This window comes from Ruegeria sp. HKCCD4315 (assembly GCF_013112245.1).
In the GTDB taxonomy this organism is placed as follows: domain Bacteria; phylum Pseudomonadota; class Alphaproteobacteria; order Rhodobacterales; family Rhodobacteraceae; genus Ruegeria.
Genome location: NZ_WVRN01000002.1, coordinates 576,350 through 603,173, shown reverse-complemented (window position 1 = coordinate 603,173; position 26,824 = coordinate 576,350). Strand labels below are relative to the sequence as shown.

Sequence of the window (26,824 nt, the reverse complement as noted above, 5' to 3'; positions counted from 1 at the left end):
ATCTTCTTGAAAGAAAAAGAAGTTATTCTGCTTTGTTCCATACATCATGGGCGATGATTGCAGCCTCTACCCGATTTCGCGCATGAAGCTTGGACAGGATTGCCGTCATGTAGTGCTTCACGGTCTTTTCCTGAAGGTCTAACTCGTCAGCGATTTCACGATTGCTCAGTCCTTTGGCCACGCGTCGAAGTATTTCTTCCTCACGATGTGTAAGGTCATCGAGAATGCTGCTGTTAACAGACATGCCACTGTCAGCGTTGATTTGAAGCAATACCCGCGAGGCCAAACCCGGAGAAACGAACCCTTCACCTGCGGCGATGCTGCGTAAGGAAGCGGTTAGTTCGCTCGCGGTTACTCCCTTCACAATGTACCCAATCGCGCCCGCCTCCAATGCGTCCGCGACATCGCTGCTGTTCTCTGAGACCGTCAAGATTGCAACGACGGGTGGATTTTCCATTGCCGCAATTTTACGTGTCGCGCTTATCCCGCCACCAGGCATAGAGAGGTCAAGAATAGCTATGTCCGGCTGATGCGTGCCGACCAGCGACACTGCCTCTTCAGCGTTGGACCCAGCGGCCAAAACTTCGAAACCGTCAGCTTCATCCAACGTTCGTTGCAAACCATCCCTGAATATCGGGTGATCATCAGCTATTACGACAGATGTAGTCATGATGCGCCTAACTTTCTGGGAAAGAGTGTCATAGCAATGGTGGTGCCTTCGCCCGGTATCGATGCGACTTCGAACCTGCCACCAATACTCTCGACCCGATCTCGCAAGCCCATAAGCCCCTGGCCACCATCGTCTCGCAACGCGGTTTCTTCTGACCTGTCAAATCCAGGTCCGTCGTCTTTGACCTTCACAACTATGCAGTCGCTCTGCACCTCAGAGATAACAGTGCATTTGGAAGCTGGAGCATATCTCGCGGCATTGGAAAGCGTCTCCTGAAGGAAACGAAAAACGCACAGCTTGTCGGACAATGACAGCTCTGGGGCCTGGCTACCCAGGAATGAAATATCCGGACGCAATGGGCTGTGTTCGGAGTGATCCTCTACGGCTCTCTTCACAACATCGACGAGTGACAGGCTGTCGATGTCCGGGGCGGACAGCCCTCGCGATACAGCACGAATTTCAGCCAGCGATTTTTGCAAAGACTGCTGAATTTCCTCCGCCTCTTTAGGCCTTTCCGAATCTTTGGAAAACGCCGCCTCCAGTCTAAGGGCGGCGAGCGACAGGTATTGCGCAGGGCCATCATGTAGCTCAGCTCCAAGGTTCTTGAGGAACCGATCTGTTTGCGTGGCATATCTCTCTGACGCCTCGACCACACGCAACCGCAGCTGGGCATTTTGCTCAGCCATCCTTTCACTTTCTGTCAGGCGCTGTTTAAGCAGAGTCCCCTGTCGTCGAATTGTTTTGTCACCAATTGCGACGATGGAATACAGAACAATAGTACTTGCCAGAAATGCGGAACCGACGACCAACCAGCTTGTTCGTCTGGCCTTGGCTAAGTCCAACTCAAGCTGATCAGCTCGTTCATAGAACTCCGCAACTGCGATGATTTCGCCGGACCAGAGTTCGCGGATGGGGCTGTAAACTTCAAGTAGTGGTATCCCCAATGCTGCTTCGGCCGCGCTCTCGGCATGATCAAGCTCTTCGAAAGAGCCGGAGATGTCACCGTTCCACGCCCGCCTTAGATCATCCGTTGGATTGAAACGGTTTCCAATGATGTCTGTATCCGAGGCATGCGCAATCACACCGCCTTGCTTCCAGAATTTGTAGGAAACGATACGGTCACGCATTGGCTGGGTCATGAAAATCTCGTCCAACGCCAGGCTCGCTTGGTCTGAGAGGCGGTCGCCATGTGCCAATTCCTGACTGAGTGGGGATACTACGCTTTCCATATATAGCGCGGCAGAGTTGGCGGAGTTTTGCACGACTGCGTTCTGGATTTGATTTGACACCCAGACCCCGACGATTGCGGTAGCAATGCCCATCACTAAAATGCTGGCTGCAAGAAAGACTCGCGACAGCGACCAATTGTCAATCGTCAGGTCAGTTACTTTCTCTCTCATCGTGAAATCGACTATGAACTACAATCTGTTGCCGCACCACAGACCTTGGTCTGACCTGATCTGGCCAAATCTCAGACCCTGAGCTTCCGCCCGGTGGCCAGAGTCAGATATCATCCATCATTTTCAGTCTTTGCAGCATCGGGCAGTGCACGTTACCACTATCACAATTGGCGGTAAGCTCACTCAAGGCACGCTCCAGACGTCTGAGCTCATCAATCTTGCTTCGAACGCTGGCAATGTGTGTCTCGGCCAATTCTTTCACCGACCGGCAGTCTTCGGCACTTCCTTCTGACATCTCTGTGTTTCTTGACGCCGCGAACCATCTTCCCGAACGCCTTGTCCCGCGACCTGCGTTCCGCAAGGCTGGCCGAGTTGAAGGCATCTTCGGCCAAGAGTTTACGCCATCTCCCTAGCCGAACAGCATCGAGGGTACCTTGTTCAACGGCCTTCAATACAGCGCATCCCGGCTCGGTCTCGTGCTGGCAGTCGTTAAAGCGACAACCTGCGGCAAGCTCCTGAATGTCGGCAAAAAGGTCATTGATCCCGTCCGCAGCATCGGTGAGCTGTAGTTCTCGCATGCCGGGGGTGTCGAGGATCAGACAACCATTGGGCATCGCATGAAGCTCGCGCCTCTTTGTTGTATGCCGCCCCTTTGCATCGTCCTCACGAATGGCCTGGGTCTCGATGGATTGGCTTTCGAGCAAGGCATTGGTCAGCGTCGACTTGCCAACGCCGGAGGAGCCCAGAAACGCCACCGTCTTGCCCGACCTGCACCACGAGGAAAGGTGCTTTCGGGGAGCACTTCCGCGGGCGTCGAGTGCGACCACCTCGATCATCTCAGACACAGCGCGGGCCGCGTCGGTATAGCTTTGCGGGTCCGTCGCAAGGTCCGTCTCTGTCACGACGATGACGGGGGTGATCCCGGCCTCAAATGCCAGAGCGGCATAGCGTTCGAGCCGGGCCACTTTGAAGTCCTGATTACAAGACGTGACGATGAAAGCCGTATCAATGTTCGCGGCAATAAGTTGTTCCTGCCGGTCTGTGCCAGGTGCGCGCCGCTTGATTAAGCTTGTGCGCTCAAGAACCCGACTGGATTGTGGGCACGAAGGCTTCAGCATCAACCAGTCACCGACAGTCACATCCGGCCTGGGAGGAAGTATATCATCAACACTGTCACCGAGGACGTGCAGCCCATTGCGATGCACTTCTACGACGCGAGCGGGAGGTGTTGCCGTTAGCTCGTCTACGCTGATCTGTTGGGCGAAAAAGGGTTGCCATCCCAGTGCCTGAAGGGGGTTGAGATTAGTTCGTGCTCCGGCGTCTCGCGCGCGTTGCGGAAGGAAATCTGTGTAGTCCCGTTTCATGGGGTGTCCACTTTCATGTCTCTAGCCCAAGCTATTCTTGAGCGATGATGGTAGGAAACGAATGTGCACATCATGAGGAGCCGTCAGCCTTGAGGCTACGGAGCTGTTTCAATTGTTCGATGTGCACCGGGAGGCGCTCTGCCTCCCTTCCTTACCAGGACATGAAGTCTCCATTTCGGGTAGGAAATATATGGGGTGTGGATACACACAACACAAGTGCCGATGACTGATATGGATCTCTTCTCCGATTATCAGAAGCGGCCATTCGAAGAGACGAAGGAGAAGTCGGTTTTGTCCGCGTAGCGGTCATGCAGACAGAACGCTGCGAACGACCGCTGGGAGCCCAAAGCGGCCGGTGCGAGGCTGAAGACCTAATGTCGCAGTATGCTTCCGATCTGATCCGCGAACTTCCCAAAGAAATATGAGTAGCGGTTGGGCACAAAACAATTCACCGAGCAGAAGTATCGCCGGCCTTCGGAAACTTGATAAGAGAGCTAATAGATATAATATTCAAACACCAATATATCTTGCTGGGTGAGAGCGTTTAATTGGCGTCCTTAGACTTCACATCTTCATTTAGTTACGACGAGGCCGGAAACAGCTCGAACTACAAGCAGGGTTCTTTTGACTCAACCGGCGGAGTTCTCACCGACACCAACGCGAACAATGTCTTCGAGTTCGGGGAACCAATCCTTGAAAACGGAGTTACTATTGGCACTTTTAACGGCACATTCACAAACGGCACTAGCACTTGGATAGTGGTAGAGACCGTTCCAAGTACTGGGCCCAATACGGGTCAATGGAAGGTTTTCACTCCTGAAGGAGTAGTGGACGTTCCGCCGGATACGATCAAGGAAGGCGACCTTGACCGGGGCGATTACATCATTCCGTGCTTTGTATCGGGAACGCTTATTCAGACCGACACAAAAAAACGGCCAATTGAGGTTCTACAACCAGGTGATTTGATCCAAACAATGGATCACGGTCTTCAACCAATTCGATGGATCGGTTCGCGAAAACTCACTGCCGTTGATCTAAGGTTAAATCCGAAACTACGGCCGATTTGTATTCGAGCGGGCGCATTGGGCAAGAACGAACCGTCAAGAGATCCGGTGGTGTCCCCACAGCATCGCATGTTAATTTGTGGATGGCGGGCAGAACTCTTTTTCGGTCAGCAATGTGTTCTTGCAGCAGCAAAGCACCTTGTGAATTGCGATACGATCTATCAGTACCCTGCGGCCGAAGTAGAATACTTTCACATATTTTGTTTGAAGAACACGAGATCATCTTAGCCGAAGACGCGCTTTCGTAGAGTTTCCACCCTGGGCACTACGTGATCAACAGGCTGGAAAAGGACACACGGGACGAGATTTTAGAGGTTTTTCCAGAGTTGCGGATTAAAGTTGGAGATTACGGTCCGATAGCACGGCCATCGCTCAAGCGATTTGAGTGCGCGCTATTACAAGCTGTGAGAAATCTAGGATAGCAACTCTCAAGGAGTCCAACTTGCTTATCGTGACACTAACTGTCTCAGCTGCAACTATAGCTAGAATCATAGCTCTTTGATAATTTGATGCTGTAAAGGCAGCGAGCAAGATTTCAGCCGGAGATCGTCAAGGTAAGCGGCCTCGGGCCCCTCGCAAACTAGTCCCAGTGTGCCGTTTTATGCAGGTGGTTTTGGTAAGCATCATCAGCTTTGTGCGCAAAGCGGTCCCAGTAACAGACCGCAGCGAACGGCTGCTCAGTGCTCAAAGAAGACGGAGTATTTCCCTAAACCGACCTTTTTTCATAACTTTTTCGGGCTAACGTACGCCGTGCGTTGGAACAACAACATCGTTACTGAAGAGTTACTTTTAGAAGATACTGAAAGTAAATACCCCGCGTCGATTGCCCTGGGATGGGTTCAACGCAGGGCTGTAGGAAAGTGCTAGGTAATCAAAACGATGCCCGCACTCACTACGGGAAACATCTCGATATATCGATGCCAGATTTTTTTATGTATCCAATTTGCATATTTGATAGTGCCAACTGTTTTCCAAATCGGAGCGAGCAAAACGACCACCCCTCGAGGTGGTACGTTTGTGTTTGCCTCTTGGCCTTAGGCTTCAAGCTTTCGGCTAACCTACTTAAACTGGCGTGAGCGTTTCCAGCAGAGTACAGATTTCCGGCTGATCCGGGTGAGTGATCAGATCTAGAGTTAGACCCAAACAAAGTGTCTGTTGGTCACAGTGAAACATTCAAACATAAACATAATTCTGGATTTGTTGCGTCTGAGTGTGCTCTCTTCGACTGTTAAATAGGTGGGGGACAGATAGATGAGACGAGCACTGAAAACGTTGACGATTTGGTCATTCCTTTGGTTTGCGGCGTTATCAGGCGCTTTTCCTGCCGGCGCGCAAGAAACTGAGGCGGACCAAGAAGTTTCGGAGGCGGAAAGCGACGATCTTATGGATGCAGTCGTAGATGAGATAATTGCGGCCGACGATCTCGAGATCCTACTTGTTCCCTTAACTGCGGAAGAGCTTTCCCAGATTGCTGGTACTTGGCAGAGTTATGTGCGCTCTCGGCTCGAAGAAGTCGCGCAAGTAAACTTGCAACTTCGATCGGCGAGCGGAACTCTGGAAGACAACTTGCGGTCTCAGTTGTCCTCCTTGAACGACTCTGGATCAGACATTCTCAACAACTATCGCCTGGTGCTCGAGGCATGGACCCTGAAAGGCGCAAAGGCGGAAGATCTGGAACCGCATACTGACTATATTCTTGCATTGAAAACGGGAGCCCTAAAAACAACCGATATTCAAACACTTTTTCAAAACGCTTGGGCGTGGCTGTTTTCATGGGATGGGGGCGTTGGGCTGCTGATGGCTGGTTTGGGCGTTTTGTTGGCGGTTTGGGTCATGATGTTCATTGCTCGAATGGTGCGCCGGGTCACTGAAAGGGGTTTGAACAAAATTCCAACTATCTCCAGAATGCTGAAACGCTTCATTGCCACCACCGTGTACTGGGCCGTCTTCGTCCTTGGCATACTCGTCGTTTTAGCTTTGTTCGGAGTTAACGTTACACCGCTTTTTGCCGTGCTTGGCGGTTTGTCGTTCATCCTAGGTTTCGCATTGCAGGAAACGTTAGGCAACCTCGCAAGCGGTTTGATGATCATGGTTCTCAAGCCATTCGACACTGGCGATTATATTCAGGTTGGCGGCTCCTCGGGATTTGTTGATGAGATGTCCGTGGTTTCAACCAAGATCAGAACATTTGACAATCAGATTATCATAGTACCGAACAGCAAGATTTGGGGGGATGTCATTACTAATGTGAGCGCATCCGAAGAACGTCGGGTGGATCTGGTCTTTGGCATCGCGTATTCGGACAACGCTGCCCAAGCAATTGAAGTCCTTAGGGACTTGGTCGCGCGTCACCAACTTTGTCTGAAAACACCGGAACCAGAAATTTTTGTGGGTGAGTTGGGAGACAACTCGGTCAACATCTTCTGCCGCCCATGGTCAAAGTCCGATGACTATTGGACCGTCTTTTGGGACCTCACTGGTCAAGCAAAAGAGAGGTTTGATGAAGAAGGTATATCTATACCATTCCCGCAACGCGATGTGCACATAATTCCCGTAGAAGGAGCAGAATCATGAGGGCTCTTACGTTATGGCTCCTGCCACTTCTGTTCGCCTGCGGCGTCGCGTTTGCTCAGTCAGAAGAAATTCTCGCACCGGCTGAAGAGAGAGAGGATCCCGAGTTTATTGCGCCAGTGATTGTGGATGGCGAAGAGTTGTTCTTGGTTCGCGGATCAAGTGCGTTGCCCGCTACCGAACGAGCGAGAAAGATCGAGGAACGGATTGCTCAGGTCGCCGATGCTTCGAAGAAGGCTTCGGTTCAGGTTCAGGTTTCGGACGCCGAATTTGGGAAAATGATACGCGTCGACGGGCAAATGGTTACAATAACCACCCAAGCTGACGCCGAGCACGAACAAATGGCTATTGAAGTCTTGGCTGGGCTTCAGGCTGAAGCGATTGAGACTGCGATCCTCCAATACCGAGATGCTCGGTCCAATGAGGGCAGAGTAGATAGTGCGATGGCTGCATTTGCTTGGACGGCAGTCTTTGCCCTCGCTTCGTATGCGTTTTTTGCGAAGCGGCGAAGCCTACTAGAATACATCAGAATAAACTTGGAAAAGAGAGCCGAAGGCGTCGAGGAAGCCACAAAATCGATCTTGAGAAGCAGGGCAATTGCGTCGCTTATCGTCTATTCAATCCACATATTGATGTGGGTCCTGTTTCTGTTCTTTTTCTATTACTACCTTTCATTGGTGCTGCTCTCCTTTGCTGAAACGCAGGGCATAGCCCAGATCCTCTTGAAGTACGTAAGCGAGCCGCTCGTAACTGTTGTTTTGGCAATTGTTGGATACGTCCCCAACTTAGTCATGCTCGCAATCATCGCAGCTGTGACACGGTTGGCAATTCGCGGCCTCGATCTGTTCTTTGAAAACCTCGAGAATGGTGCTTTCGAACTCAAAGACTTTGAAGATCATTGGATCGCTCCTACCAACATGTTGTTCAGAGCGTTGGTCATCGTCATCGCGCTTGTGTTTGCCTACCCCTATATCCCTGGTTCCGATTCCCGGGCTTTTCAGGGCTTGACGATTTTGGCGGGTATTATGGTTTCGCTCGGTTCGAACACCGTTGTTTCAAACATGATGGCCGGCCTGTTTGTTATCTACAGACGCAGTACCAACGTCGGTGACCGCATTCAGGTTGGGGACAAGATCGGAGACGTAACAGAGATCAAGTTAATGGAAACACTGATTAAATCGATAAAGAACGAGATGATAAGCATTCCAAATGCACAGCTACTCAACTCCGAGGTCGTAAACTACTCGCGCAAAGTGGATGGCCGGGGGCTGTTGGTCCACACGACAGTAGGGATCGGATACGAGGAGCCACCAAAGAAAATTAAAGCGATGCTGATAGAAGCTGCTCAGCGAACCCAAGGGTTAAGAAAGAGCCCCGAACCTTTTGTCCTTTGGACGAAGCTAGCTGACTACGCAATCAATTATGAGATCAACGCATATACTTCGCGCGGATCGAGCTTGCCCAAGATTTTGTCGGATTTGCGCGAAAACATTGTCGATGTGTTTAATGAAAACGGAACACAGATAATGACACCGTCCTACATTGCAGACCCGCCGGAACCCAAGGTTTCGACAGAAGAATGGGACGGAAAGCTTGCTCATCAAGATGAATAAACCGCATTCAGCAATTGGCTTTCAATGTCGTTGCTTGAGCTTCGTGTTGCAAAAAACGGTGATTGAGTACGCTTGTACGCTTCGTCCGCACAGCAGCCTTTAAAGGACTTGAACCGCTCGTTCAGGAATGGCAACCCAAAGGGAATCAAGCGTCACGTAGGAAATGTCACATGAAAAACCTTTTTCTAACGTGCTGCTTTGGAGCTATTTCTCTAGGATGCACAGCGTTTTCGTCTGCTGCACAGTCCCGGCTAGATTGGGCGTATCAGATTGACGGGCTTGCTGCATTTCAAGGGGACGCGGATTTGAGCGGCGGTGGCGAGTTCTCTGCAAGTCGATCATTTCTACGTGTCACCGCACTTTACAATCTGGAAGAAGGCAACTCCGTTGGGCTTTCCACCAGCTTTGGCAAGCTGGATTATAACTTCAGCCAACCGAACAACCAGCCTTGGGAAAACATCCGTGACCTTCGCATTGCTGTTCCTGTCCGGTTTCGTGTGGGTGACACTGCTACGGTTTTTGTGTCGCCACAAATCAGGTGGGACTATCAAAGCGGGGCCTCCTCATCTGACGGCAGAACCTATGGTGTTTTTGCTGGTATTGCTTGGCAACTGGGCGAGCGCCTGACGATAGGCCCGGCCTTCGGTGCGTTTTCTCAATTTGACGATGACAGTACTGATTTCTTTCCAGCTTTGCTGATCGACTGGGACATAAATGATCGCTGGAACTTGAACACTGGCTCTGGTGTAGGAGCGACGCAAGGCCCCGGATTGACACTGAGTTACGCGTTGAATGACACGATAGACCTTTCGTTGACCGCGCGATCGGAAAGGATACGATTCAGGTTGGATGGGGATGGCCTTGCCCCGGATGGCGTAGGTGAAGATAAGAGTATCCCTGTAGTTCTTTCTGTTGGGTACAACCCGAATCCTGGGGTTTCATTGAGCGTATTTGCAGGCGCAGAAATTGACGGCCGCCTGACGCTAGATGATGCGAATGGAGCGGAAATTAGCCGTCAGAGCTATGAAACAGCGCCATTGGTCGGGCTGGCGTTTAGGGTAAGGTTCTGATCGCAGCATTGAGCCTGTTTGCCGGATGTGTGCGTAGGTTTTCTCGCGGCTGAGTTCATACTTCTGCTTTGTCCGCAGAGCGGTCATTCAGACGGAACGCAGCGAACGACCGCTCTGAGCCCAAAGCAGAAATTGCTTTTCGGAAGCAAAGTCTGCCTTTCTGAACTCTAGATTTGACTTCAACTGATCGCCTCCGCCACTACTGCAGTTGTAATATATCCGGAACGCAAAGTTTTCTTTTTACCGGCATTTTGTTCGCACCATCCGATCGTTTCAGTCTTTTTGGCCCGTCTTTGACTTTAATCTTCGGTTTGGCTAGCGGGCCCTTCAAGGTCACGGGCCAGGGGCTCTTCGACAGAGGTTCGCCAATCTTACGGGGCTGCAGATTTAGGTCCAAAACCTTGCCCGCAACATCAACACCGCCAAAGACGACAACTTGGACATGGTCTGTCTCCAATGTGGTTTGTTTCGTCGAAATACTCCCATTTGAGATACTAATCGGCGCACGCAAGCATACGATTGGAGCAACCTTTTGCTTCTCTTTGGTAAACACCCAAGGTAGCACCCCTAGCCCTGCCAGATCCAAAAGCTGCGTCTCGATCGAGCCATCACGCATTGAAACTGTGGCATTGCCGTTCATGCTGTTTGCAAAATGCTTCGGTGAATCGGTTCCGCCGGTCACCGAAAAATCTGCATAAATCGTACCGCTCGCACCCTTTTTGAAGTTCAGGTTGTGAAGAATGTCATCCAGCTGCCAACCGCCCGCTTTGCCGGTCAACGTGAGTAGATGCGCGTCGTTTGATAGATCCATCTGCCCGCTGACGTCGAAATGAGCCCCTCCATATTCGAACTTCAAAGGTCCGGCCTTGAGCTCATTTTCGTTGAGCGTCAGTTCGCTCTGCAAACTGCTGATGCCCTTGGCGCCTTCGATGTGCCGAAGGTCAACGTCGACATCCATATCCATACCGGACAAGAGAATTGAACGCCCGATAGGTTTAAGCGTTACATCTCTTAACGCACCTTGGCCGCCCTCTTCTTCTTGCTTAGCTTCTTTCTCTTCCGGCTCTGGGCCGCCAATTTTCCGCAATTGTGCGGCAGCCTGAACAATAGTTCGGATCTGATCTATCTTTATCAGGTCACTCTCAATGGAACCCTGCAGCACCGGGTCGCTTGTTGCATCATCAAGATCGGCCATAATCTGCAAGATAGAGTCGGCGACCTCAACATTAGCACTGGCGTTCCAATCGGTGCCTTCGCTAACGAGGTTGATTTCAAGGCGAGCCTGCCCGGTTTCCACACGTTCAAGTGATAGTGCCTCCAAAAGGTCTGCCCCGGATGGGACTGCGACGTCAATTGCCAAATCCAGGTCCTCGAATTTGAGTACATTTTTGACAGTGCCATGCACTTCAAGGTTCCAGACGTCTGTATCGCTTGTCTTTCCATCCAAATTCGTCAGCGAAAGCTGATTGATGTCGCCGTTCAAATGGAAGTCACCGGAAAACCTGCCAAGCTGGTCGTCTGGTCCCAACAATTCTGGCGAGATCAAACTGCTTGCCGGTATGTCGATTAGGCCTTCTGCTGATATGCCTTGCAACTGAAGCGCGTCATCGACCGAACCGTTCAAAATGATAAACGGGTCGGCTGGTTTCCCAATTCTAAGGTTGATGTTTCCGACTTTTAAGGCGCCTTCTGGTGTTCTGGAAAGCTCGGAGAACTTAATCGGGGGCGGGCCTTCGCCGGACGTGTCCAACGTGAAACCGTTGGTCTTAATAACCATTTGTCGCTGCGGCACCTGCCCAGGCACGCTGTCGATAACCATGTCGACTGCGATAAGTTTAAGATCATATCGCGATGCGGCAGGGGCTGGCTCAGCATCTTCAGGGTACAACCGAATGCGGGTTGTCAACGATACGTCTTCCGGGTTACCCAATTCTCCGATCTGCCCCGTCAGCGAAAGGCTTTGCCCGCCATCTAATTCCGCCAATACAGATAGGTCATCAATCCGTGCTACGCCGTCGACTGATGTGAACGTTGCGCCAATATTCCCTGTACCTTCCAAAACGCGGCTCAGCTTCAGGATATCGAGAAGCTGGCCAAGTTCGGCAACCTCTACGGTCGTTGCCACTTGCAGACCGCTGTCTTGAGGGACTTCCTCGGCGACAATCGAAATCTGTTCGAAGTTCACCGCCAACCGAAACGGGTCCTCCGTGGGGAATGTCGCGTTCAGATCAAACCTCTCTCCGTTCAGCGAACCGGCCCCGACTGCCGTCGCAACATCGGTTTCCGTATCACGCTTTAAGAGCAGCTCAGGAAGCTGAAGGTCCAACTCAAGTCCGTTTAAATCGTTCTGATAAAGAATGGCGATATCAGTCAGATCAATTTTGCGGTCCGTTAGAATTCCGGCCAACAGCGGCGTCGGGGAATTTGCAGGTTTCCCGGCTTCAGCTTCCGTTTGGGAAATGGACTGCCAGTTTCCGGAGCCGTCTTTGTCTGTGATTAGGTTCAGATGAACTCCTGAGAGTGAAAGACCACTCAGTGACAGTTTATTGTTCCAAAGGTCGCGCGCGGAAACTTCAAACTCGATCTCATCGATTGCTGCAAGTTTCACACCAGCATTCGGAGAACCGGGTAATTCCAGCCCTGCCGCTGACACCTGCAATTGCCGGCCGATACCCAGACGCACTTCATCTTCAATTCTAACCTCCTGGCCAAGTTTCTTAGAGATCAGGTTTTCGACGAAAGCAGTCCTGACCGAGGAAAACAACGCAGAAGACAGGAAAAGCCAAGCTGCAAACACAGCGACAAACGCGACAGCGCAACAAATCAAAATACCTTTTGCAACGTATCGCACGTTCTTCTCCTAAAATTCCGATTCATCCAATGGGAAGCCTAGACCATTTAACTACTAAATTAACGGAATATATGGTCGGTAGATGATCTGAAATCTGAATGATCTTGACAGCCATTTCTGGAAGCGGCCCGGCCTATGTGTTCGCGATGACAGAAGCGTTGACAGAAGCAGGAAGAGAATTGGGTTTGACCCAAGAAGTTGCAGCAAAACTGGCAAGAACAATGATCTCTGGGAGCGGTGATCTTCTGCGATCCAGCTCCTTATCACCTGCTAGCCTCCGAAATGAGGTTACGTCCCCAAATGGGACAACAGACGCGGGACTGCAGGAGTTGATGTCACGTGAGAACGGGATGTTCCCGCTCATTCAAAAGACTGCGCAAGCTGCTCACAATCGCAGTATCGAGCTGTCTCAACCCGATCTTTGAGGTCAACGGGGCGCAGGTTGTTCTGGTCACCCAATTCATGGCGGTCGTACTCTTTGCGATCCTGCAGGTGCCGACAACCAATCTCAATGCCGAGCATGAGGCGATCACTAGGTCCGTCGATATGGTCCGCAGAGCTTCCGGCCTGGGTCGGTTTTCTTCACCTCGGTGCCCGCAACAGGCCTTCGCGCTGCAAGAGCGCACGCTCTTTCTCGGCCTGGGCGCGTGCTGCTGCCGCGCGCGCCCGCCGGCTGGCGCGGACCGTTTCCTGCCCGGTTATCTGCAGAAACGCAGCGGCTAAGCGTTGAAGGGCGGGCACCCGCGTGCTGGCGTCTACCAGAACCTCGATGATTGCGCAGATTGCCATCACCTCATCTGCGGTGCCGCGCAGCCGGATTTGATCCTGTGCGATGGCCTCTGAAATCTCCATATACCCCTGCAGCAGCGCCGTGACCGTGATGCGATTGGTGGCGCCATTGGGGGTTTTCAGCTGCGCGGTGCTGGCCCGTATCCTCCGGACCTGCAGCCTGTCCTCGACAAAGCGTACGGTAACACGATCCGCGTCCAACACCATGCGCGACAGCTGCGCACCCGCGAGCTTGCGAATGGCCGCCGCACTATGCGGCTCGGCCTCCTCCAGCGCTGCGTAGAGTGCGACAATCCAGTCGCGCAGGTGGCGGGGCTCACTCGACATATTCGAAAACCCCGCAACCTTCAGCGCGCAACAAGGCGCGGTCGAGACTGGCAACAAGATGGCAACGGCCTGCCAGCTCGTTGATATAGCCGGAGCCGGGGCGCATTGGGTCGGCCAAGAGCAGTTGGGCCACAGTCTCCGCCTCGAAATGCAATTCAAACCTCGCAGTGCGGCTTTCCGCCTGCAATGTCACCCTGCGCGGAAGATCTGGCGCGCGACGATCCGGGTGGATCGCTGCCAGCGCGCCGGGCAACCGCCTTGTCGCACGGGTCGGCACGGTCTCATAACTCAGGTTTATCTGACTTGGCAGGAACGCGTGCACCTTTCTGCCGTGGACCAGAAACACATGCGGAGGCTGGTGGTTGAAATGGGCCTTGTCCGTGCCACGCGCCGCCACCACGGTGATGTCGTCGCTCAGCACCCAGGCGCCCCATTCCCAAGCAACATCCTCGCCCCAGAACCATCGGCCCCAATTGTGGTCGTGATAGCCGCGCGCGTTCTCCAGCGAGACCGCTTTGCCATCGAGGATCAAAGTTCCCGAGATCGAGAGAACAGGCACTGCGCTCCACCCGATCCACCCGCTGCCGAACTGCGCGGTGAGATCCAGCGCACCGGCCGGAAGAACCGGGCGCGCGATCAAATCTGCCTCGAACCCGTCTTCAGGGCGGGCGACCTTCGCGTGCAGCGTTTTGCCATCACGGGTCACGGCCATAGAGATCGTGCTGAGAAACACGGCCTGTGTGTCCACCGCGCTTTCAGCGAATGAGGCGATTTCGATGCCACCGATCCAATCGCCATCCGTCCCGCTCGCCAGCGCCGTGCCGACGGCCCGCCCGCGTGCGTCCCAAGGGGGGCCATGCAGCGACAGGTTGATCAGCACAACGCGCCCCGTGTTAGGCAGAAAGACGTTGAGGTGAAACCAGTCCTTATAAGCTGCCGCCGTCGGATCGCTAAGGGCCGGTGGTCGGAGCGCGTCGAAGGCTGTCACCGCAGTATCGGGCCGCTGTGTACCGCGTCCCCAGGTTCGATGTCGTCTCGTTCCGGCGCGCTGCGGGCCAGCGCTTCGACCGATTGCACGATCTCGCGCGAGTGAATCCAGAGGCCCATCAGCGTGTCGATAAAGGTGATCGCCGGCGGCACGGTCTTGCTTTTGTAAACCTTGTTTTCCAACGGGGCAGGGACGTTGTCGATCGTTTCGGCCAAATCGTCAGCGAGAAGTAGGGCTAGGTCATTGCGGATGTGGTCGAGCACGGGTGCTGCGGGCATGCCTTCGGTCCAGCCGGTGACACGCAGGGCGCTCCACAAAAGCTCGCCGTTATCCTTCACGGCGCTGGTTTCGAGCGCCCGGCGGATGCGGGCACCTTCGGCAGTCTTGGAGATTTCCCGGCCCGCTTCGGCGAGCCCGGCGAGCGTCGATCCTATGACACTGACGCCCGAGGTATAGTGTAAGGTAATCAACCGGCTCGCGAGCGAGGAGAAGAGGCTCGCCGTGGTGCGGCCTGAGTCCTCCGGCGGGTCTATCAGGCGGATGCTGGCACTGTTGGACATCGGCGGGTCTCCTCAGGACGCTTTGGTGGATTTGCGGGCGGCGGTCTTACGCGCGGACGCCTTTTTGGTTGCTGTCTTTGACTTGGCGGCAGCCGGCGTTGTTTTGCGCTTTGCTGCCTGTTTGGCCACGGTCACCTCCAGCGGTACGACGCCATCGCTGCAGCCATAGATCAGCACGGCGCCACGATAGACGCCGAGGGGCATGTCTTTCGGTGCCTCCAGTACCAGCGCGAAGTCCAGCACCTCATCGGTAGCCAGCAGCGCGGTGGGAGGTGTGAAGGCGGTCTGCGCAAACCACGTGGCCCCGGTATCGGAGACCAAAGGTGTGATCATCGGCGTGACCATGGAGTGTACGCGCTGCCGGTTCTCGACGTTGACGCTCGCGTTCGCCTGACCCCCGGGCCGCAGCTTGAGCGCGACACCTGCACCATCCACCTGATGCACGACGGTGCCCGGAGTGACCGGCCCAACGATGCCCTGCAGCTGCCGCAGATACTGCATTGTCGCCTGGCTCAGGCTCTGCTGAAACGCGCTTTGCAGCTTTATCAGCTCCTCGAAAGGGCTCGATGGGGTGCTTGCGTGGTCGTGGTCATGTGACATGGCGGTCCCTCTTACTTCAGTCTTGCAATCACGTATTTCAGCACTTCGCGGAGGAATTGGCGGTGGCGGGTTTCGGGCATGAAACGCAGCCCCTCCGCTTCGAATTTCAGCGCGCGGGTGATGAAATCCTGCGCCAAGTCGCGCCCGTGGTCGATGGAACCGGCCTCATGCATCGCCTGCAGGAGCCAACGTACTTCGTCGGGTTCCTTCTTGGGCCGCGGCTGCGTCAACAGTTTGATCGCGCGGGTGCGTTGGCGTTTGGGGGCGGTGCGTAGAAAATGCAGCAGCATGATCGTGCGCTTGCCCTCGTAAAGATCGCCGCTGATCTCCTTGCCATAGAGCACCTCGTCGGCGGTGAGGTTCAGCAGATCGTCCTGCACCTGAAAGCCGATGCCCGCGAGGTAGCCCAACTCCATCACGTCTATCAGCGCCTCTTCGAGATCGGCCACCATCGACGGACCGGAGCCTGCGACGACGCCCAAGCGCAGAGGCGCGATCATGGTATACCAACAGGTCTTTTTATAGGCCATGCGCAAGTAGTCTTCGCTGTCGAGGTCAAACCGTGCGTTTCGAATCCAATCGAGCTCTATGGCCTGGCCTTCGACGGATTCGCGGCTAAGCCGTTCGAAATCCTTCAAGATACGCATCGCCTTTCGGACACCGAGCTGTTCAACATTGTCGAGCAGAAGCGAGAGGCAGAAGACAAAAGTCGCGTCCCCGGTGTTGATCGCAATCGGCACCCCGTGACGGCGAAAGAGCGTCTCATCCCCGCGCCGGAAGTCCGAAATATCCTCGATATCGTCATGCACCAGAGCGCCGTTGTGAAAGAGCTCAATGGCCGTCGCCGTGTTTTCTGCCTGCGCTTCGGTTCCGCCCATGCCCTGACAAGCAGCGTAGACCAGCGCGGGCCGCAGGCCTTTGCCCACTCGAAACGGATAGTCGCTGATCTGATCGTAGAGCACATCCATCCCCGTCTCGCGCCGGGCATTAAAAAAGCGGGTCATCGCTTTCTCTGTCCGGGTCCGCGCGGTGTTGAGGGCCTGCTCAATAAGGGCCCGGTCGTAGGTATTCTCGTTCAAAGGGGCCTCTGAGCGCAGGCGATGCCGAAGCCGGGTACAAGGTCGATCCAACCGGTGTTTTCAAACCCTGCTGCCTCAAACAGCGCCATGAACTGTTCGGGCGTGTGGAACCCGATCCAGCCCGGATCAGCCCAGAGTGCGAGGCCGGAGGAGCGTTTTACGAACCATTCAGGGCCTGCGTCGATCACTGTGTAGTAGCCACCCGGGCGAAGGGCGCGAAAAATCTCGCGCGTGGCGGCAGGCGGGTCGGGATAGTGGTGATGGGCAAGGCAGGAATAGACGAGATCGAATTGCTCAGTGAAAACCTCGGGCAGATCGCCCACATCAGACTGGAAAAACGACGTATTATCAAATGCTTTAGCGCGGGCCGAGGCATGGGCCGCGTTGACCATTCCTGCGGCCAGATCAATGCCCACAGCTTCGCCCTCAGGCACCATGCGCGACAAGCGGCATAGTTCGCGTCCCGCGCCACAGCCTGCGTCGAGAAGTCGAAAGTCCGGCTTAATCCAGGCCGAGAGCTCCTCGACAGCAGCATTCATGATCGGGGTCGAAAAGGGCCGCACGTAGGCGTCATAAATCTCGCCCATCCGGTCGAACTCAGAGACGAGAGCGTCGTTCTCCGTGGCGCGCCCGAGCAACACTGGCTTGGGGTATTTCCGGGAAAAATGCGGGCCGAGGCCGTTGCGATCAAGCGGTTGAGGCAGGGTGCCCATCGTCGTCCGCTCGACTAGACCTGCGTTGCGCCCATGTTCATAGGGCCGCATCACCAAAGCGGAATAGAGATGCATGGCCTGCACCAGCACGCCTTCGGCCAGGATGCCGCCGGGCGCGCTCATGCCCGTTTCCCCTTCGGTTTGGCCGGCGCCTTCAACCGCCGCAACACGACCGGGATCTCACGGTCGCCAAAGTGGCGCACGCTGACGCTGCCATGAATGTCCTGGTCTAGCTTCATCTTCGACGTGGGTTTGCCCTTGAGCGTAAATACTACGTTCTCCCCATGCGCGACCATCCGGCCCGCCGGTTCGGCGATCACACCAGCCGTGCGCAGGCTTTCCGAGACCTCCGGATCTGCGGCCATCTCCTTCCCAGTGTTGTTGGTGACCGCAAAACTTGCCTCGGCCAGTTTCCCAGCAGGTGCCGCGAGGATCAGTGGCTGGATCGCAGGCGCAGCAGGCCTTGGTACGACGGTAGCGGGCGGGGATTTCTCCAGGCCCTGTTCGGCCAAATCCCGCAGCGCGCCGAGGTAATCCTTGGTGACGTCAAAGAGACCGGAATAATACTTTATATTCAGGCGCATGGCCTGGTTGAAAATATCTTTCATCTGCGAATTCGACATAGGTCACCCTTTGATCCCTATACCCGGCCGCACCGACCGCCCATAGCAGGGTCGCACGCAGTAGAAATGGTCATACCAATGATGCTCGTAGTCCGGCTGGTCAAAAACTTCCACGTGATGACAGCAAGCGCGCTCGGTCTTTCCGACCTCGACGGTCCAGCGCAGGTAATGGCTGTTGCAGCCAACCACCCAGATCAGCGCTTCCAACTCAGCGCAATGCACGCCGTCATCGAGCTTGGTGTCAAACTCGGCTCTTACGGTTCGGCGTTCCTTGGGGCCGAGGCTATAGCTGTTGGGGGTCAGTTTCACGCGCCCTGCATCGGGACCCGCTGCGGCAAGCGTGAAGTTGCGCGGGCGGAAATCGGTGTTGGTGATCCGGATCTCGATCACCCCGGTGCTGCTCGCACAGAGCTCGCAATGATATTCGCCCAGATCTTTCGGCATCCAGCACGGTTCAGGTATGTCGCAACAGTTCAAGGACTGCCCGGATGACAGAGAGGCGAGGAACCGGCGTGCGGTATCCGCTAGGCTATCGACCAACTCGCCAGACAGGTCCATCTGCCGCAACATCATATCCGACATCGTGTCCATACTTTCGCGCATGTCCCGCATCGTCATTTTGTTCTTTTTCATTGGCGATCTCCCTTTCTATTTCGGAGCGGTCAGGGCCAATCGGGCCACAAGGCGCAAGTGTGACATGACAATCGTGGTATGAAACCGCCGTCCTGCGCCCAGCTGAGTAGCCGGGTTCAGCGGCTCGGGCACGGTAAATTCCGCTGTAAGGTCACGGCTTTGACCTGGCGCCAAATCTCCCTTGTCCTTCGATGTCAGCTTCAGCCGCATCAAGCCCAAATAGGATCGACGCAGCCCGAGGATAAATTCGCCAAAGACCTCAAGTGGTGCCTCCGCGTCCGAGGCATAGGCCGCCGAAAACGCACCCGCTAGCCCGTCGGAGGCAAAGAGCCCGCCGACGCCGCCCGTCGGAACTGGCAATGCGACATTGCCGCGGTTAGAGATAGTGAACTGCGCGTTGATCCGCTCTCCCGGTCGTCCGGTTAGGCTGATCGACGCGGGCGAAAGGCGCAGTTTCTTGCGTTCCGGAACGTCGACCGTGACCGGATATTCACCGTTCTCCGTAACCAGTGTCGCTTTGTGGACACCTGGCGGGGCATTCTTGCCGATCCGTGTCGCAATCCGCGTCTGACCTTTGCGCGGCACCAGCCGCGCGCGAAGCTCCGCGCCCATCTCTTTCTTCAAGGCACCGCCGAGCTTCAGCACGCCCGACTGCGCCTCGTCGACCTCAAACGGTGCTATCGCGCGGCCCTTGCGCAGGGTGATGCTCTGGTGCAGATCAGCCATCGTCTTCAATAAGTTCGATGCGGCTCACGTCCGCAGAGATTTCGCGCGCATTGCCGGGTGGGCCACAAATCTCGCAAGGATTGGGCACATAGTCCTCGGTGATTACCTGCGCTTCACCGCAGAGGTTGATGGACAACAACTCGTTCCCGAGGAGCGACAGACCGACCTTGAAGTTCGCGGGCAGATGCGCCCGGATCGCCGGAATTTCTTTGATCCTCAGCGAGAAGTCGATGGGGTCCACGCCCAACTGCACCTTGGGTAGCTCGGTCACCCCGATCTTGATTTCAGGCAATTCCCGGACCCGCAACTCGATGGTCGGCAGTTCGCGTATGCGTGTGGTATTGTTGACAGTGAAATCGCCGTCAATGGTGCTGCCGCCGCTGAGGTTAAGATCAATGTCGAAATCGTCAGGTATGTCCACGCCCATGGCCATCTCCTTCCTGAGGACGGCATGAAAGATTGACGTTACGTTAACAGAAATTTGAGATTCTGCGAAGTCCTGAGAAAAACGTGGTCGAAAGGCGGCCGGACGCCTTAGATCTTTCGCCTGATATCGGGGCGACGTGACGAAAAAATGCGCTTTATCACAAAGCCCTCCAATGTAAGGCAGGTCTTGTCAGAAGAACTTGTCTTGGGGCGGGCAGGGGTGTTGCGTAGCTTTTGCCCATGACCAAACCTGCCTCTTGCAAGTATTTCAAAACAGCCCCGAGATCATCCGCCTTGCAGTGATGCTGTATATCCGTTTCCGGCTCTCGCTTCGGAATGTCGAAGACTGTTGCATGAGCGAAGCATCGACTTGAGACACGAAACTGTCCGGTATTAATGGAGCAGGTTTGGCCCAGTGTTTGCTGCTGAGATAAAGCGGAAGCGTTTTCAGCAGCTGCGCGTATTCTTGAAATGGAAGTGGCACGTGTACGAGGTTTTCGTGAAGGTGAATGTAATAGGCACTACCTCTGGCGGGCCGTCGATCATGAGGGCGAAGTGCTGGAAGCAATCGTTACCAAACGCCGAAACAAGCTGGCGGCATTGAAACTCCTCAAGAAATTGATGAAGCGTCACAGCTCTGCAGAAGAGATAGTTACGGACCGCTTCACGTCGTATTGGGCGGCTCTCAGAAAGCTCGGCGCTACCGAAAAGCAGAAGACGGGCAGGTGGCTCAACAACCGCGTCGAGGATTCACAACTTCCTTTCCGACGACGCGAATGCGCGATGCAGCGTTTCAAACGCATGCGAAGTTTACAGAAATTCGCGTCCGTCCATTCCACCTTATGCAACCACTTCAATCAGAAAAGATCCCTCAACGGCCGAGACTTCTTCAAGCTGACACGCACCGCCGCTCTCGCAGGGTGGCGTCAGATAGGTTCACGGTTTCTGCGGCAAACTGAGACTGGTTAGAATTAGTCTGACGATCCCCTCGGCAAAGCCTCATAATAAGTGCTTTGTTCACTACCCAAACATGTTCACCCAACGGATCAGCATTGGCGCGAGACAAATCAACAACAAAACAGGCATCATACACATGGCCATGACGGCGGACATTTGCACTGGCAGACGGTTTGCCTTTTCTTGAGCACGAAGCTCACGATCTAGCCTCATGTCGGTCGCAAACCTACGCAACGATGCTGAAATGCTGGTCCCATACTGATTGGATTGTAAAAACGCGTTCGCAAATGAATTCAACTCATCGATTCCAACTCGATCTGCCATGTCCAGAAAAGCGGCCTGACGTTCCTTTCCCGCTTGCAGCTCCAGTTGAAGTATAGAAAATTCCTGCGAAATTTCCGGTGCTGCATTTGCCATTTCATGTGACACGCGGATCATCGCTGCATCAAAACCCAGACCGGCCTCTATCGCCACCTGTAGCAGATCAAGCGCATTCGGCAGGCTGTGTTCAATTGCCTGGCGGCGTTTCCTTATGCGGTAGCGCAGCCAGATTGCTGGACCATAAAAGCCCGCCACCATCAGTGCCGTAACGATCTGCAGTGTATTCAGCCATGTAATGCCTTGTATAATGCTTGCGATCCCTATCTGGACTTGAACTTCAATAGGCAAGGCGACGGCTGCTACGAACACTGCTGGTAGGACAAATCCCATGAGCAAACGAAAGGTGTAGTATGAGCGAATGGCGTGCTTTCGTTGAATGCCAGCCTGTCTCAAAAGCTTGCCAATCTTTGAACGTTCGCGTTTCGACGATGGAACGAAAGCTCTCAGCAGTCCGTGTGGGTCGCTATTGTCGCCTTGAATAAGATCGAAATCTTGACCATGCCCATTTGAAACTGACCCTATACGCATTCGCCGCGCCGCCGTGTCGTCGCTAGCTGCCATACCGGACAACCCTACCACGACGAAAAAAATGCTGAGTGCGATTCCGGCTAGCAGGAATATTTGCGGCGGAAACTCTTGGTCGCTCAGAAATTCTTGAATGAAATCCATATCTCCAAAACTCCTTTTAAAACTTGAATTTTACCAAGCGGTTCAAGATGAGCCCTTGGGCGATTGTCAGGCCTAAAATTGCGAAGGCGAAATAGGGAAATAGTGGATCATTTCGGACATCGCCGTAGAAAGTTGGCGTGGAAATTTCGATGGATAAGTAGATGATTGCAGGCAATATAGTCAGAATAAGGCTGCTCAGACGACCTTCGGCAGAAATCGCCTTGATTTTCTTCTGCATAGTGTGCCGGTCTCTGATGGTCTGAGAAAGGATGGACAAGACGCGAGCGAGGTTGCCGCCGGTCCCATGCTGAATGCCAATACTTACGGCAAGATATTTTGCGTCCTCCGTAGCCACACGTTGTGCGAAGTCGTGAAAGGCGGTCGCGACGTCATCGCCAAAATTGATCTGGTCCTTAATGATGCCAAATTCAGTGCCAATTGGATCTGCCAAATCTTTTGCTACGGTTCCAACCGTGACGGCCACGGGATGCCCTACTTTTAGCCCTCGGGCCATCAGATCCAACGCGTCCGGCAATTGTTTTGTTAGCTTCTTCGATCGCGCGTTCTTCATGGTGGTCAACAGAACGAACGGCCCTGCAAAGCCGAGAACTGCGCTCAGAACGAATGCAAGTTCTTGAGCGAGGAACCGGGAGGCGATCGTGAAGGCTATCACGGCTAAGACAACTGCTGCGAGGACGACCCAAATTGGGCTAATCGTTAAGCCAGCTTGAACGAGCAAACGACGAAATCGCACAGTCGGTCCGGCTTTTTCTCCTGCAACCAACATTGCGGGATCTCGGAGTACTTGCAGAACTTGATCCGTTGAGGCTCCATTTTCGATCATCTTCATGCGTCGGTTTCTGGCTTCGCTTTGGGTTTCGTTGCGACGCAGGAGCTGATGCAGACCTTCGTAAGCTGTCAGAATGCCTAAGAAAATCGAAATATAGACTACAATATTCAGTGTGTTCGGTTGCAGGTCAATCATAATGCCGTTGCCCCGTGAATAAACATATCGGTCTCCACATTGACACCGGCGGCAACCAACTGATCGAAACATTTGGGGCGAATGCCAGTAGGTAGGAACTCTCCCAAAACGTCTCCGTTTTCTGATTTTCCACGACGTTTGAAGACAAAGATATCCTGCATGGTAATAGTGTCATCCTCCATCCCTGTGACTTCTGAAATGCTCATGACCCTCCTTGTTCCATCGCTGAGACGGCTCAGTTGCAACACCACCTGAATGGCGGAAGCAATTTGAGACCGAATAGTTTTGACAGGTAAATCCGCTCCCAGCATTGTAACCATCTGCTCGACACGGCTGAGCGCATCACGTGCGGAGTTCGCGTGAACGGTTGTCATCGAACCGTCATGACCAGTGTTCATAGCCTGAAGCATGTCAAAGCATTCGGAACCACGAACCTCTCCAACAATGATGCGGTCTGGCCGCATTCTGAGCGCGTTGCGTACAAGATCTCGTTGAGTGATCACGCCTTGGCCCTCCGAGTTGGGGGGGCGGGTTTCCAGTCGAACTACATGGCTCTGTTGCAGTTGAAGTTCGGCGGCGTCTTCGATTGTCACGATACGTTGTTTGTCGTCGATATAAGAGGACACCGCATTCAACATTGTTGTTTTACCGGACCCGGTGCCACCCGAAATCAAAATATTCAGCCGTGCTTCGACCAGCGCTTCCAGAAGCTTGGCTGCTTGATCATTCATACTCTCTCGCTGAATAAGCTTTTCGATGGTCAAGGGACTGCGCGAGAATTTGCGGATTGAAAGTGCAGGTCCATCTACTGAACACGGACGAATAATGGCGTTAACGCGGCTGCCGTCTTCTAGACGAGCATCGACCCACGGCTGGGATTCATCTATGCGCCGACCCACTTTACTGACAATCTTGTCGATTATCCTCAGTAGGTGGCGTTCATCGCGAAACCGCACGCTCGATTGCTCCAACAGGCCATAGCGTTCCACGTAAACCTGATCATACGAGTTGACCAGAATGTCGTTAACGGTTGGGTCTTCCAGGAGCGGCTCCAATGGGCCCAGCCCCATAACTTCGTGAATTAATTCGTCGACCAGTGAAGTAAAAGCTTCGGACCGCAAATGAAGGTTTTCAGCCTCAATTAGGCCCGTAACTAACGAGGCGATCTGTCGCTTCAATTCGGACCGTTCAACCTTGTCGATAACCGACAGGTTTAGCCGATCAAGAAGTTCACTGTGAAGGCGACTTTTGAGCTCCAGGTGCGCTTGCAGGTCTACGTCCAATGGTTCTGGAGTCACCTTCGGCTTAGGTACTTCGATAGGCTGCTCAAGTACTAAGACATTTGAGCTGGATGCAGCCTTGCGTGATCTAAATTCGTTGAACACGGTGATCTCCTTTTATTTATTTTTTGTTGCCATTTGTCTGACATCCTCAGACATTGCCTCAGCCAATCTTGTCAGGGCTTTTCCGAGGTCAGATCCAGGCTTCATGTCCACAATTGGTCGTCCTAAATCGACGGATTTACGCGCGACCTTTAGGTTCTCTGGCAGCCAGTGTTTCAGTTTAGTTTTCAACACCTTCTCTGCCTCGCGAACGTGCCCCGGTTTGAGCATTGTCTTAGGTTCTCGGTTCACAATTACCTCGACTGGAAGCGAGACATTGGCTTCGCGGTAGAAATCGATCAAACGTCGTGTCTGGCGCACGCAAGGCACAGAGGTATCGGTAACCAAAGCAAGCCGGGTCGCGCGCTTGAAAATGGGTTCGACCCATTCGACCACCGCACATGGCAGATCGATGACAATATAGTCGTAACGGCGCTGAAGGAGATTGAGCATCTCGTCGAGAAGCTTCGTATGAATCGACTGTAGCGGAACCAAAGGAGCAGGCGCGCAAAGCACATCGATGCCAAGTGTATGGGATTGCAGGATCGACGTGAGGAAATGGTCGTCTGGTTCTTCCGAATTCTCTATGAACTGCAAGCACCCTCCGTTGTCTTCCAGATCCAAGAACACGTTCGCGTTGCCGAATTGCAGATCGAGGTCCAAAAGTGCGACACGTTTTTTTTCTGTTTTGCGGAATAAAGATCCTTTGCCGCCAACCAGCGAGCAGGCAAGGTTCACCGCAACAGTCGAAGCACCAATACCACCGCGTGATTTTGCTACAGGGATAACTCGGCCCAAAGCAGATTTGCCATTTGAAGTCAGGAGTTGCGGAAGGGTACGTGGGATGGTTTTTCCATTGACCGCTGCTTTCAATCCCTCACCATCAATCGAGACAGGAAGAACTTCATCGATGCCAATTTTTCGTAACTCTTGGGCTTTTGTGATTGGCAGATCATTCTGCGTAAGCGCAACGAATAGGGTGTCATCATTGCGACGCGTCAGCAATTCCTGAACAGCTTCCAATTCGCCCGAGTCGTCTGGGTCGATTTCGAACAAAACCAGGTCATGCTGAAACGCCAGTTGGTGTGCAGTTCCGTTCAAGCTCTGGAACGAGCCATTCAACTCAGAGACCTTGTGGTTTTCTCCGGCGGGAAACGCGTGAGCGACGGCCTGAGCGATTGTGGCGCTTTCAGATAAAAGCATGACCGAATGCGACTTAAGATTGGAAATACTATTACTCATTACCCTGACTCTCCTAATGCTAGGTCTTCAGCAGGCAGCGAAACGCTGAAATTGGAATAGCCGGCTGTCGAAGAGATTATGCTGTTTGTCGCACCTGCGGCATTGGCCAAAGCGGCAAGTGGCGACACGAACTGAAAATCGTTCAGGTTCAGCTCAACTGTGACCATGGGTGTGTAAGGACCGCCCAAGAAACCCAGATTGGAATTGAAATCATAGGTAAACTGCATTGCGCTGATGGCTGTGCCAGGTGGTAGTAACGGACTGACGCGATCCCAGATTTCCGAGGCAGTGGCATTGGTGGCGTCACCCAAACACGTTGGTGTCATTGGATCGGCGCAAACTCCAAGCGAAGCATTGCAAGGCGTACCAAACCGGGGTTGTAGGGCAGACGTCCCTCGTGTGTGGGTTTGCGGAACACCTGCGCACGCTGGTGGACGTACGACGGCGATACGAGTAGCCAACTGCGCAGCTTTTTGCGCGTTAACTCCACTGTACGAAAGCCGACCAAAGTCCAACAGTGCGAGGAAGAGGAAAGAAAACATCGACACCACCAGAGCAAATTCGACCACAACACCTCCGTGCTGCTCTCGCAGGAATGAGCCTCCTCTATTCCAAATGCGCGCGGAAATATTCTGCAGACGTCTCATTGGCCAAATATCCGTGACGTATCAGCGACATCGGTGGTCACTGAAGTTGCGCCGCTGCCGAAAAGCGCCAGAATGCCACCCAGAGGAAACTGAATGGTGATATTGGCACTCACTTGGCCGACAGGTGCGGGGTTCATTCGATACGTGCCAGACACGCAAGTCAGGCTTGGCGTCACGGAGTTGACCGTTACGCTGGGCGGGAACAGGTTATTGCCGTTGATATCTTGCTCAACGATGCTTTTCAAAGTTGTAGTAAAACCAGCAACAGAGCCGCCAGATGTGCAGATGTCCGAAGGTGTTACTCGGGAAAGGTAACGGCTGGCGTCTCGGACACCGGCAATGACTGATTGGTAAGACCACATAAGGCGTGCGGATTCTAACGTTACCGCCAGCAGCAGCAGCATGACTGGCATCACAAGGCCAAACTCGACAAGGATTGCACCGTCGTCATTCTTGGCGAAGTGTTTGAACGAAAATTTGCGCCTAAAAATCAT

General features: G+C 53.8%; 25 protein-coding genes and 3 pseudogenes. 7 read left to right on the top strand and 21 right to left on the bottom strand.

What is annotated here, in order from left to right; genetic code table 11:
- Nucleotides 1–22: 22 nt before the first annotated feature.
- The 3 genes from GS646_RS20570 to rsgA form a co-directional block, all read right to left on the bottom strand.
- Nucleotides 23–670, bottom strand: coding sequence for a response regulator transcription factor (locus tag GS646_RS20570; protein WP_171185294.1), 648 nt, complete (start codon nt 668–670; stop codon nt 23–25).
- Nucleotides 667–2,070, bottom strand: coding sequence for a sensor histidine kinase (locus GS646_RS20565; RefSeq protein WP_171679263.1), 1,404 nt, complete (start codon nt 2,068–2,070; stop codon nt 667–669). The genes GS646_RS20570 and GS646_RS20565 overlap by 4 nt, the downstream gene beginning before the upstream one ends.
- A gap of 212 nt (nt 2,071–2,282) precedes the next feature.
- Complete coding sequence (rsgA, locus tag GS646_RS20560) at nt 2,283–3,434, bottom strand: ribosome small subunit-dependent GTPase A (RefSeq protein WP_171185298.1); 1,152 nt, start codon at nt 3,432–3,434, stop codon at nt 2,283–2,285.
- A gap of 548 nt (nt 3,435–3,982) precedes the next feature.
- On the opposite strand from rsgA, the gene GS646_RS20555 reads away from it, so the two are divergent.
- From GS646_RS20555 to GS646_RS20540, 4 genes are all read left to right on the top strand, one after another.
- Complete coding sequence (locus tag GS646_RS20555; protein WP_171185300.1) at nt 3,983–4,726, top strand: Hint domain-containing protein; 744 nt, start codon at nt 3,983–3,985, stop codon at nt 4,724–4,726.
- Nucleotides 4,727–5,749: 1,023 nt separating this feature from the next.
- Nucleotides 5,750–7,072, top strand: coding sequence for a mechanosensitive ion channel family protein (locus GS646_RS20550; protein ID WP_171185302.1), 1,323 nt, complete (start codon nt 5,750–5,752; stop codon nt 7,070–7,072).
- Nucleotides 7,069–8,682 (top strand): mechanosensitive ion channel family protein, encoded by a 1,614-nt coding sequence (locus GS646_RS20545; RefSeq protein ID WP_171647072.1) that lies wholly within the window; start codon nt 7,069–7,071, stop codon nt 8,680–8,682. Before GS646_RS20550 ends, GS646_RS20545 begins: the two co-directional genes overlap by 4 nt.
- A 305-nt stretch (nt 8,683–8,987) precedes the next feature.
- Complete coding sequence (locus GS646_RS20540; RefSeq protein ID WP_174839883.1) at nt 8,988–9,752, top strand: hypothetical protein; 765 nt, start codon at nt 8,988–8,990, stop codon at nt 9,750–9,752.
- 199 nt (nt 9,753–9,951) lie between these two features.
- On the opposite strand, the gene GS646_RS23265 is transcribed toward GS646_RS20540, so the two are convergent.
- A complete protein-coding gene (locus GS646_RS23265; RefSeq protein WP_171647074.1) occupies nt 9,952–12,603 on the bottom strand; it encodes an AsmA family protein in 2,652 nt (883 codons plus the stop codon).
- Nucleotides 12,604–12,701: 98 nt separating this feature from the next.
- On the opposite strand from GS646_RS23265, the gene GS646_RS20530 reads away from it, so the two are divergent.
- Nucleotides 12,702–13,028 (top strand): pyrroline-5-carboxylate reductase, encoded by a 327-nt coding sequence (locus GS646_RS20530; protein ID WP_171647076.1) that lies wholly within the window; start codon nt 12,702–12,704, stop codon nt 13,026–13,028.
- Nucleotides 12,976–13,095, top strand: a pseudogene (locus GS646_RS23260) (hypothetical protein); the annotation flags it as partial. The gene GS646_RS20530 and the pseudogene GS646_RS23260, both read left to right, overlap by 53 nt.
- A gap of 90 nt (nt 13,096–13,185) precedes the next feature.
- Here GS646_RS23260 and GS646_RS23030 read toward each other — a convergent pair.
- The 10 genes from GS646_RS23030 to GS646_RS20480 are packed head-to-tail and all read right to left on the bottom strand — an operon-like array spanning nt 13,186 to nt 20,068.
- A complete protein-coding gene (locus GS646_RS23030) occupies nt 13,186–13,719 on the bottom strand; it encodes a hypothetical protein (protein WP_253746453.1) in 534 nt (177 codons plus the stop codon).
- The gene (locus tag GS646_RS20520) at nt 13,709–14,707 is read right to left on the bottom strand and encodes a hypothetical protein (protein ID WP_171647080.1); all 999 of its coding nucleotides are present in this window, start codon (nt 14,705–14,707) and stop codon (nt 13,709–13,711) included. Before GS646_RS20520 ends, GS646_RS23030 begins: the two co-directional genes overlap by 11 nt.
- A complete protein-coding gene (locus GS646_RS20515; protein ID WP_171647082.1) occupies nt 14,704–15,267 on the bottom strand; it encodes a hypothetical protein in 564 nt (187 codons plus the stop codon). The genes GS646_RS20520 and GS646_RS20515 overlap by 4 nt, the downstream gene beginning before the upstream one ends.
- Before the next feature lie 12 nt (nt 15,268–15,279).
- Nucleotides 15,280–15,867: a hypothetical protein gene (locus GS646_RS20510; RefSeq protein WP_171647084.1), complete on the bottom strand. Its 588-nt coding sequence runs from the start codon at nt 15,865–15,867 to the stop codon at nt 15,280–15,282.
- Nucleotides 15,868–15,878: 11 nt separating this feature from the next.
- Entirely contained in the window at nt 15,879–16,946 is a 1,068-nt protein-coding gene (locus GS646_RS20505) for a polyprenyl synthetase family protein (protein ID WP_171647086.1), read from the bottom strand.
- On the bottom strand, nt 16,943–17,782 hold the full coding sequence (locus GS646_RS20500) for a class I SAM-dependent methyltransferase (RefSeq protein WP_171647088.1): 840 nt from the start codon (nt 17,780–17,782) through the stop codon (nt 16,943–16,945). Before GS646_RS20500 ends, GS646_RS20505 begins: the two co-directional genes overlap by 4 nt.
- Nucleotides 17,779–18,267 (bottom strand): hypothetical protein, encoded by a 489-nt coding sequence (locus GS646_RS20495; RefSeq protein WP_171647090.1) that lies wholly within the window; start codon nt 18,265–18,267, stop codon nt 17,779–17,781. The genes GS646_RS20500 and GS646_RS20495 overlap by 4 nt, the downstream gene beginning before the upstream one ends.
- Before the next feature lie 18 nt (nt 18,268–18,285).
- Entirely contained in the window at nt 18,286–18,915 is a 630-nt protein-coding gene (locus GS646_RS20490) for a hypothetical protein (protein ID WP_171647092.1), read from the bottom strand.
- A gap of 15 nt (nt 18,916–18,930) precedes the next feature.
- Nucleotides 18,931–19,641, bottom strand: a complete 711-nt coding sequence (locus tag GS646_RS20485; protein WP_171647094.1) for a hypothetical protein — start codon at nt 19,639–19,641, stop codon at nt 18,931–18,933.
- Nucleotides 19,634–20,068: a hypothetical protein gene (locus tag GS646_RS20480; protein ID WP_171647096.1), complete on the bottom strand. Its 435-nt coding sequence runs from the start codon at nt 20,066–20,068 to the stop codon at nt 19,634–19,636. The genes GS646_RS20485 and GS646_RS20480 overlap by 8 nt, the downstream gene beginning before the upstream one ends.
- A 239-nt stretch (nt 20,069–20,307) precedes the next feature.
- Between GS646_RS20480 and GS646_RS20475 the strand changes: the two are divergent.
- Nucleotides 20,308–21,036, top strand: a pseudogene (locus tag GS646_RS20475) (IS6 family transposase).
- A 51-nt stretch (nt 21,037–21,087) separates the two neighbouring features.
- Here GS646_RS20475 and GS646_RS20470 read toward each other — a convergent pair.
- The 7 genes and pseudogenes from GS646_RS20470 to GS646_RS20445 form a co-directional block, all read right to left on the bottom strand.
- Nucleotides 21,088–22,074, bottom strand: coding sequence for a type II secretion system F family protein (locus tag GS646_RS20470; RefSeq protein WP_171647098.1), 987 nt, complete (start codon nt 22,072–22,074; stop codon nt 21,088–21,090).
- Between the two features lie 16 nt (nt 22,075–22,090).
- Nucleotides 22,091–23,059 carry a type II secretion system F family protein gene (locus GS646_RS20465; protein ID WP_171647100.1) on the bottom strand — a complete coding sequence of 323 codons (969 nt, stop codon included), beginning with the start codon at nt 23,057–23,059 and terminating at the stop codon, nt 22,091–22,093.
- Complete coding sequence (locus GS646_RS20460) at nt 23,056–24,444, bottom strand: CpaF family protein (protein WP_371732118.1); 1,389 nt, start codon at nt 24,442–24,444, stop codon at nt 23,056–23,058. The genes GS646_RS20465 and GS646_RS20460 overlap by 4 nt, the downstream gene beginning before the upstream one ends.
- 12 nt (nt 24,445–24,456) lie before the next feature.
- Nucleotides 24,457–25,497: an AAA family ATPase gene (locus GS646_RS20455; RefSeq protein WP_171647102.1), complete on the bottom strand. Its 1,041-nt coding sequence runs from the start codon at nt 25,495–25,497 to the stop codon at nt 24,457–24,459.
- A 185-nt stretch (nt 25,498–25,682) separates the two neighbouring features.
- Nucleotides 25,683–26,009 carry a hypothetical protein gene (locus tag GS646_RS23025; protein ID WP_253746456.1) on the bottom strand — a complete coding sequence of 109 codons (327 nt, stop codon included), beginning with the start codon at nt 26,007–26,009 and terminating at the stop codon, nt 25,683–25,685.
- Nucleotides 26,010–26,144: 135 nt separating this feature from the next.
- Nucleotides 26,145–26,330: pseudogene (locus GS646_RS23255) on the bottom strand (TadE/TadG family type IV pilus assembly protein); the annotation flags it as partial.
- A complete protein-coding gene (locus GS646_RS20445) occupies nt 26,327–26,824 on the bottom strand; it encodes a TadE/TadG family type IV pilus assembly protein (protein WP_171647106.1) in 498 nt (165 codons plus the stop codon). The gene GS646_RS20445 and the pseudogene GS646_RS23255, both read right to left, overlap by 4 nt.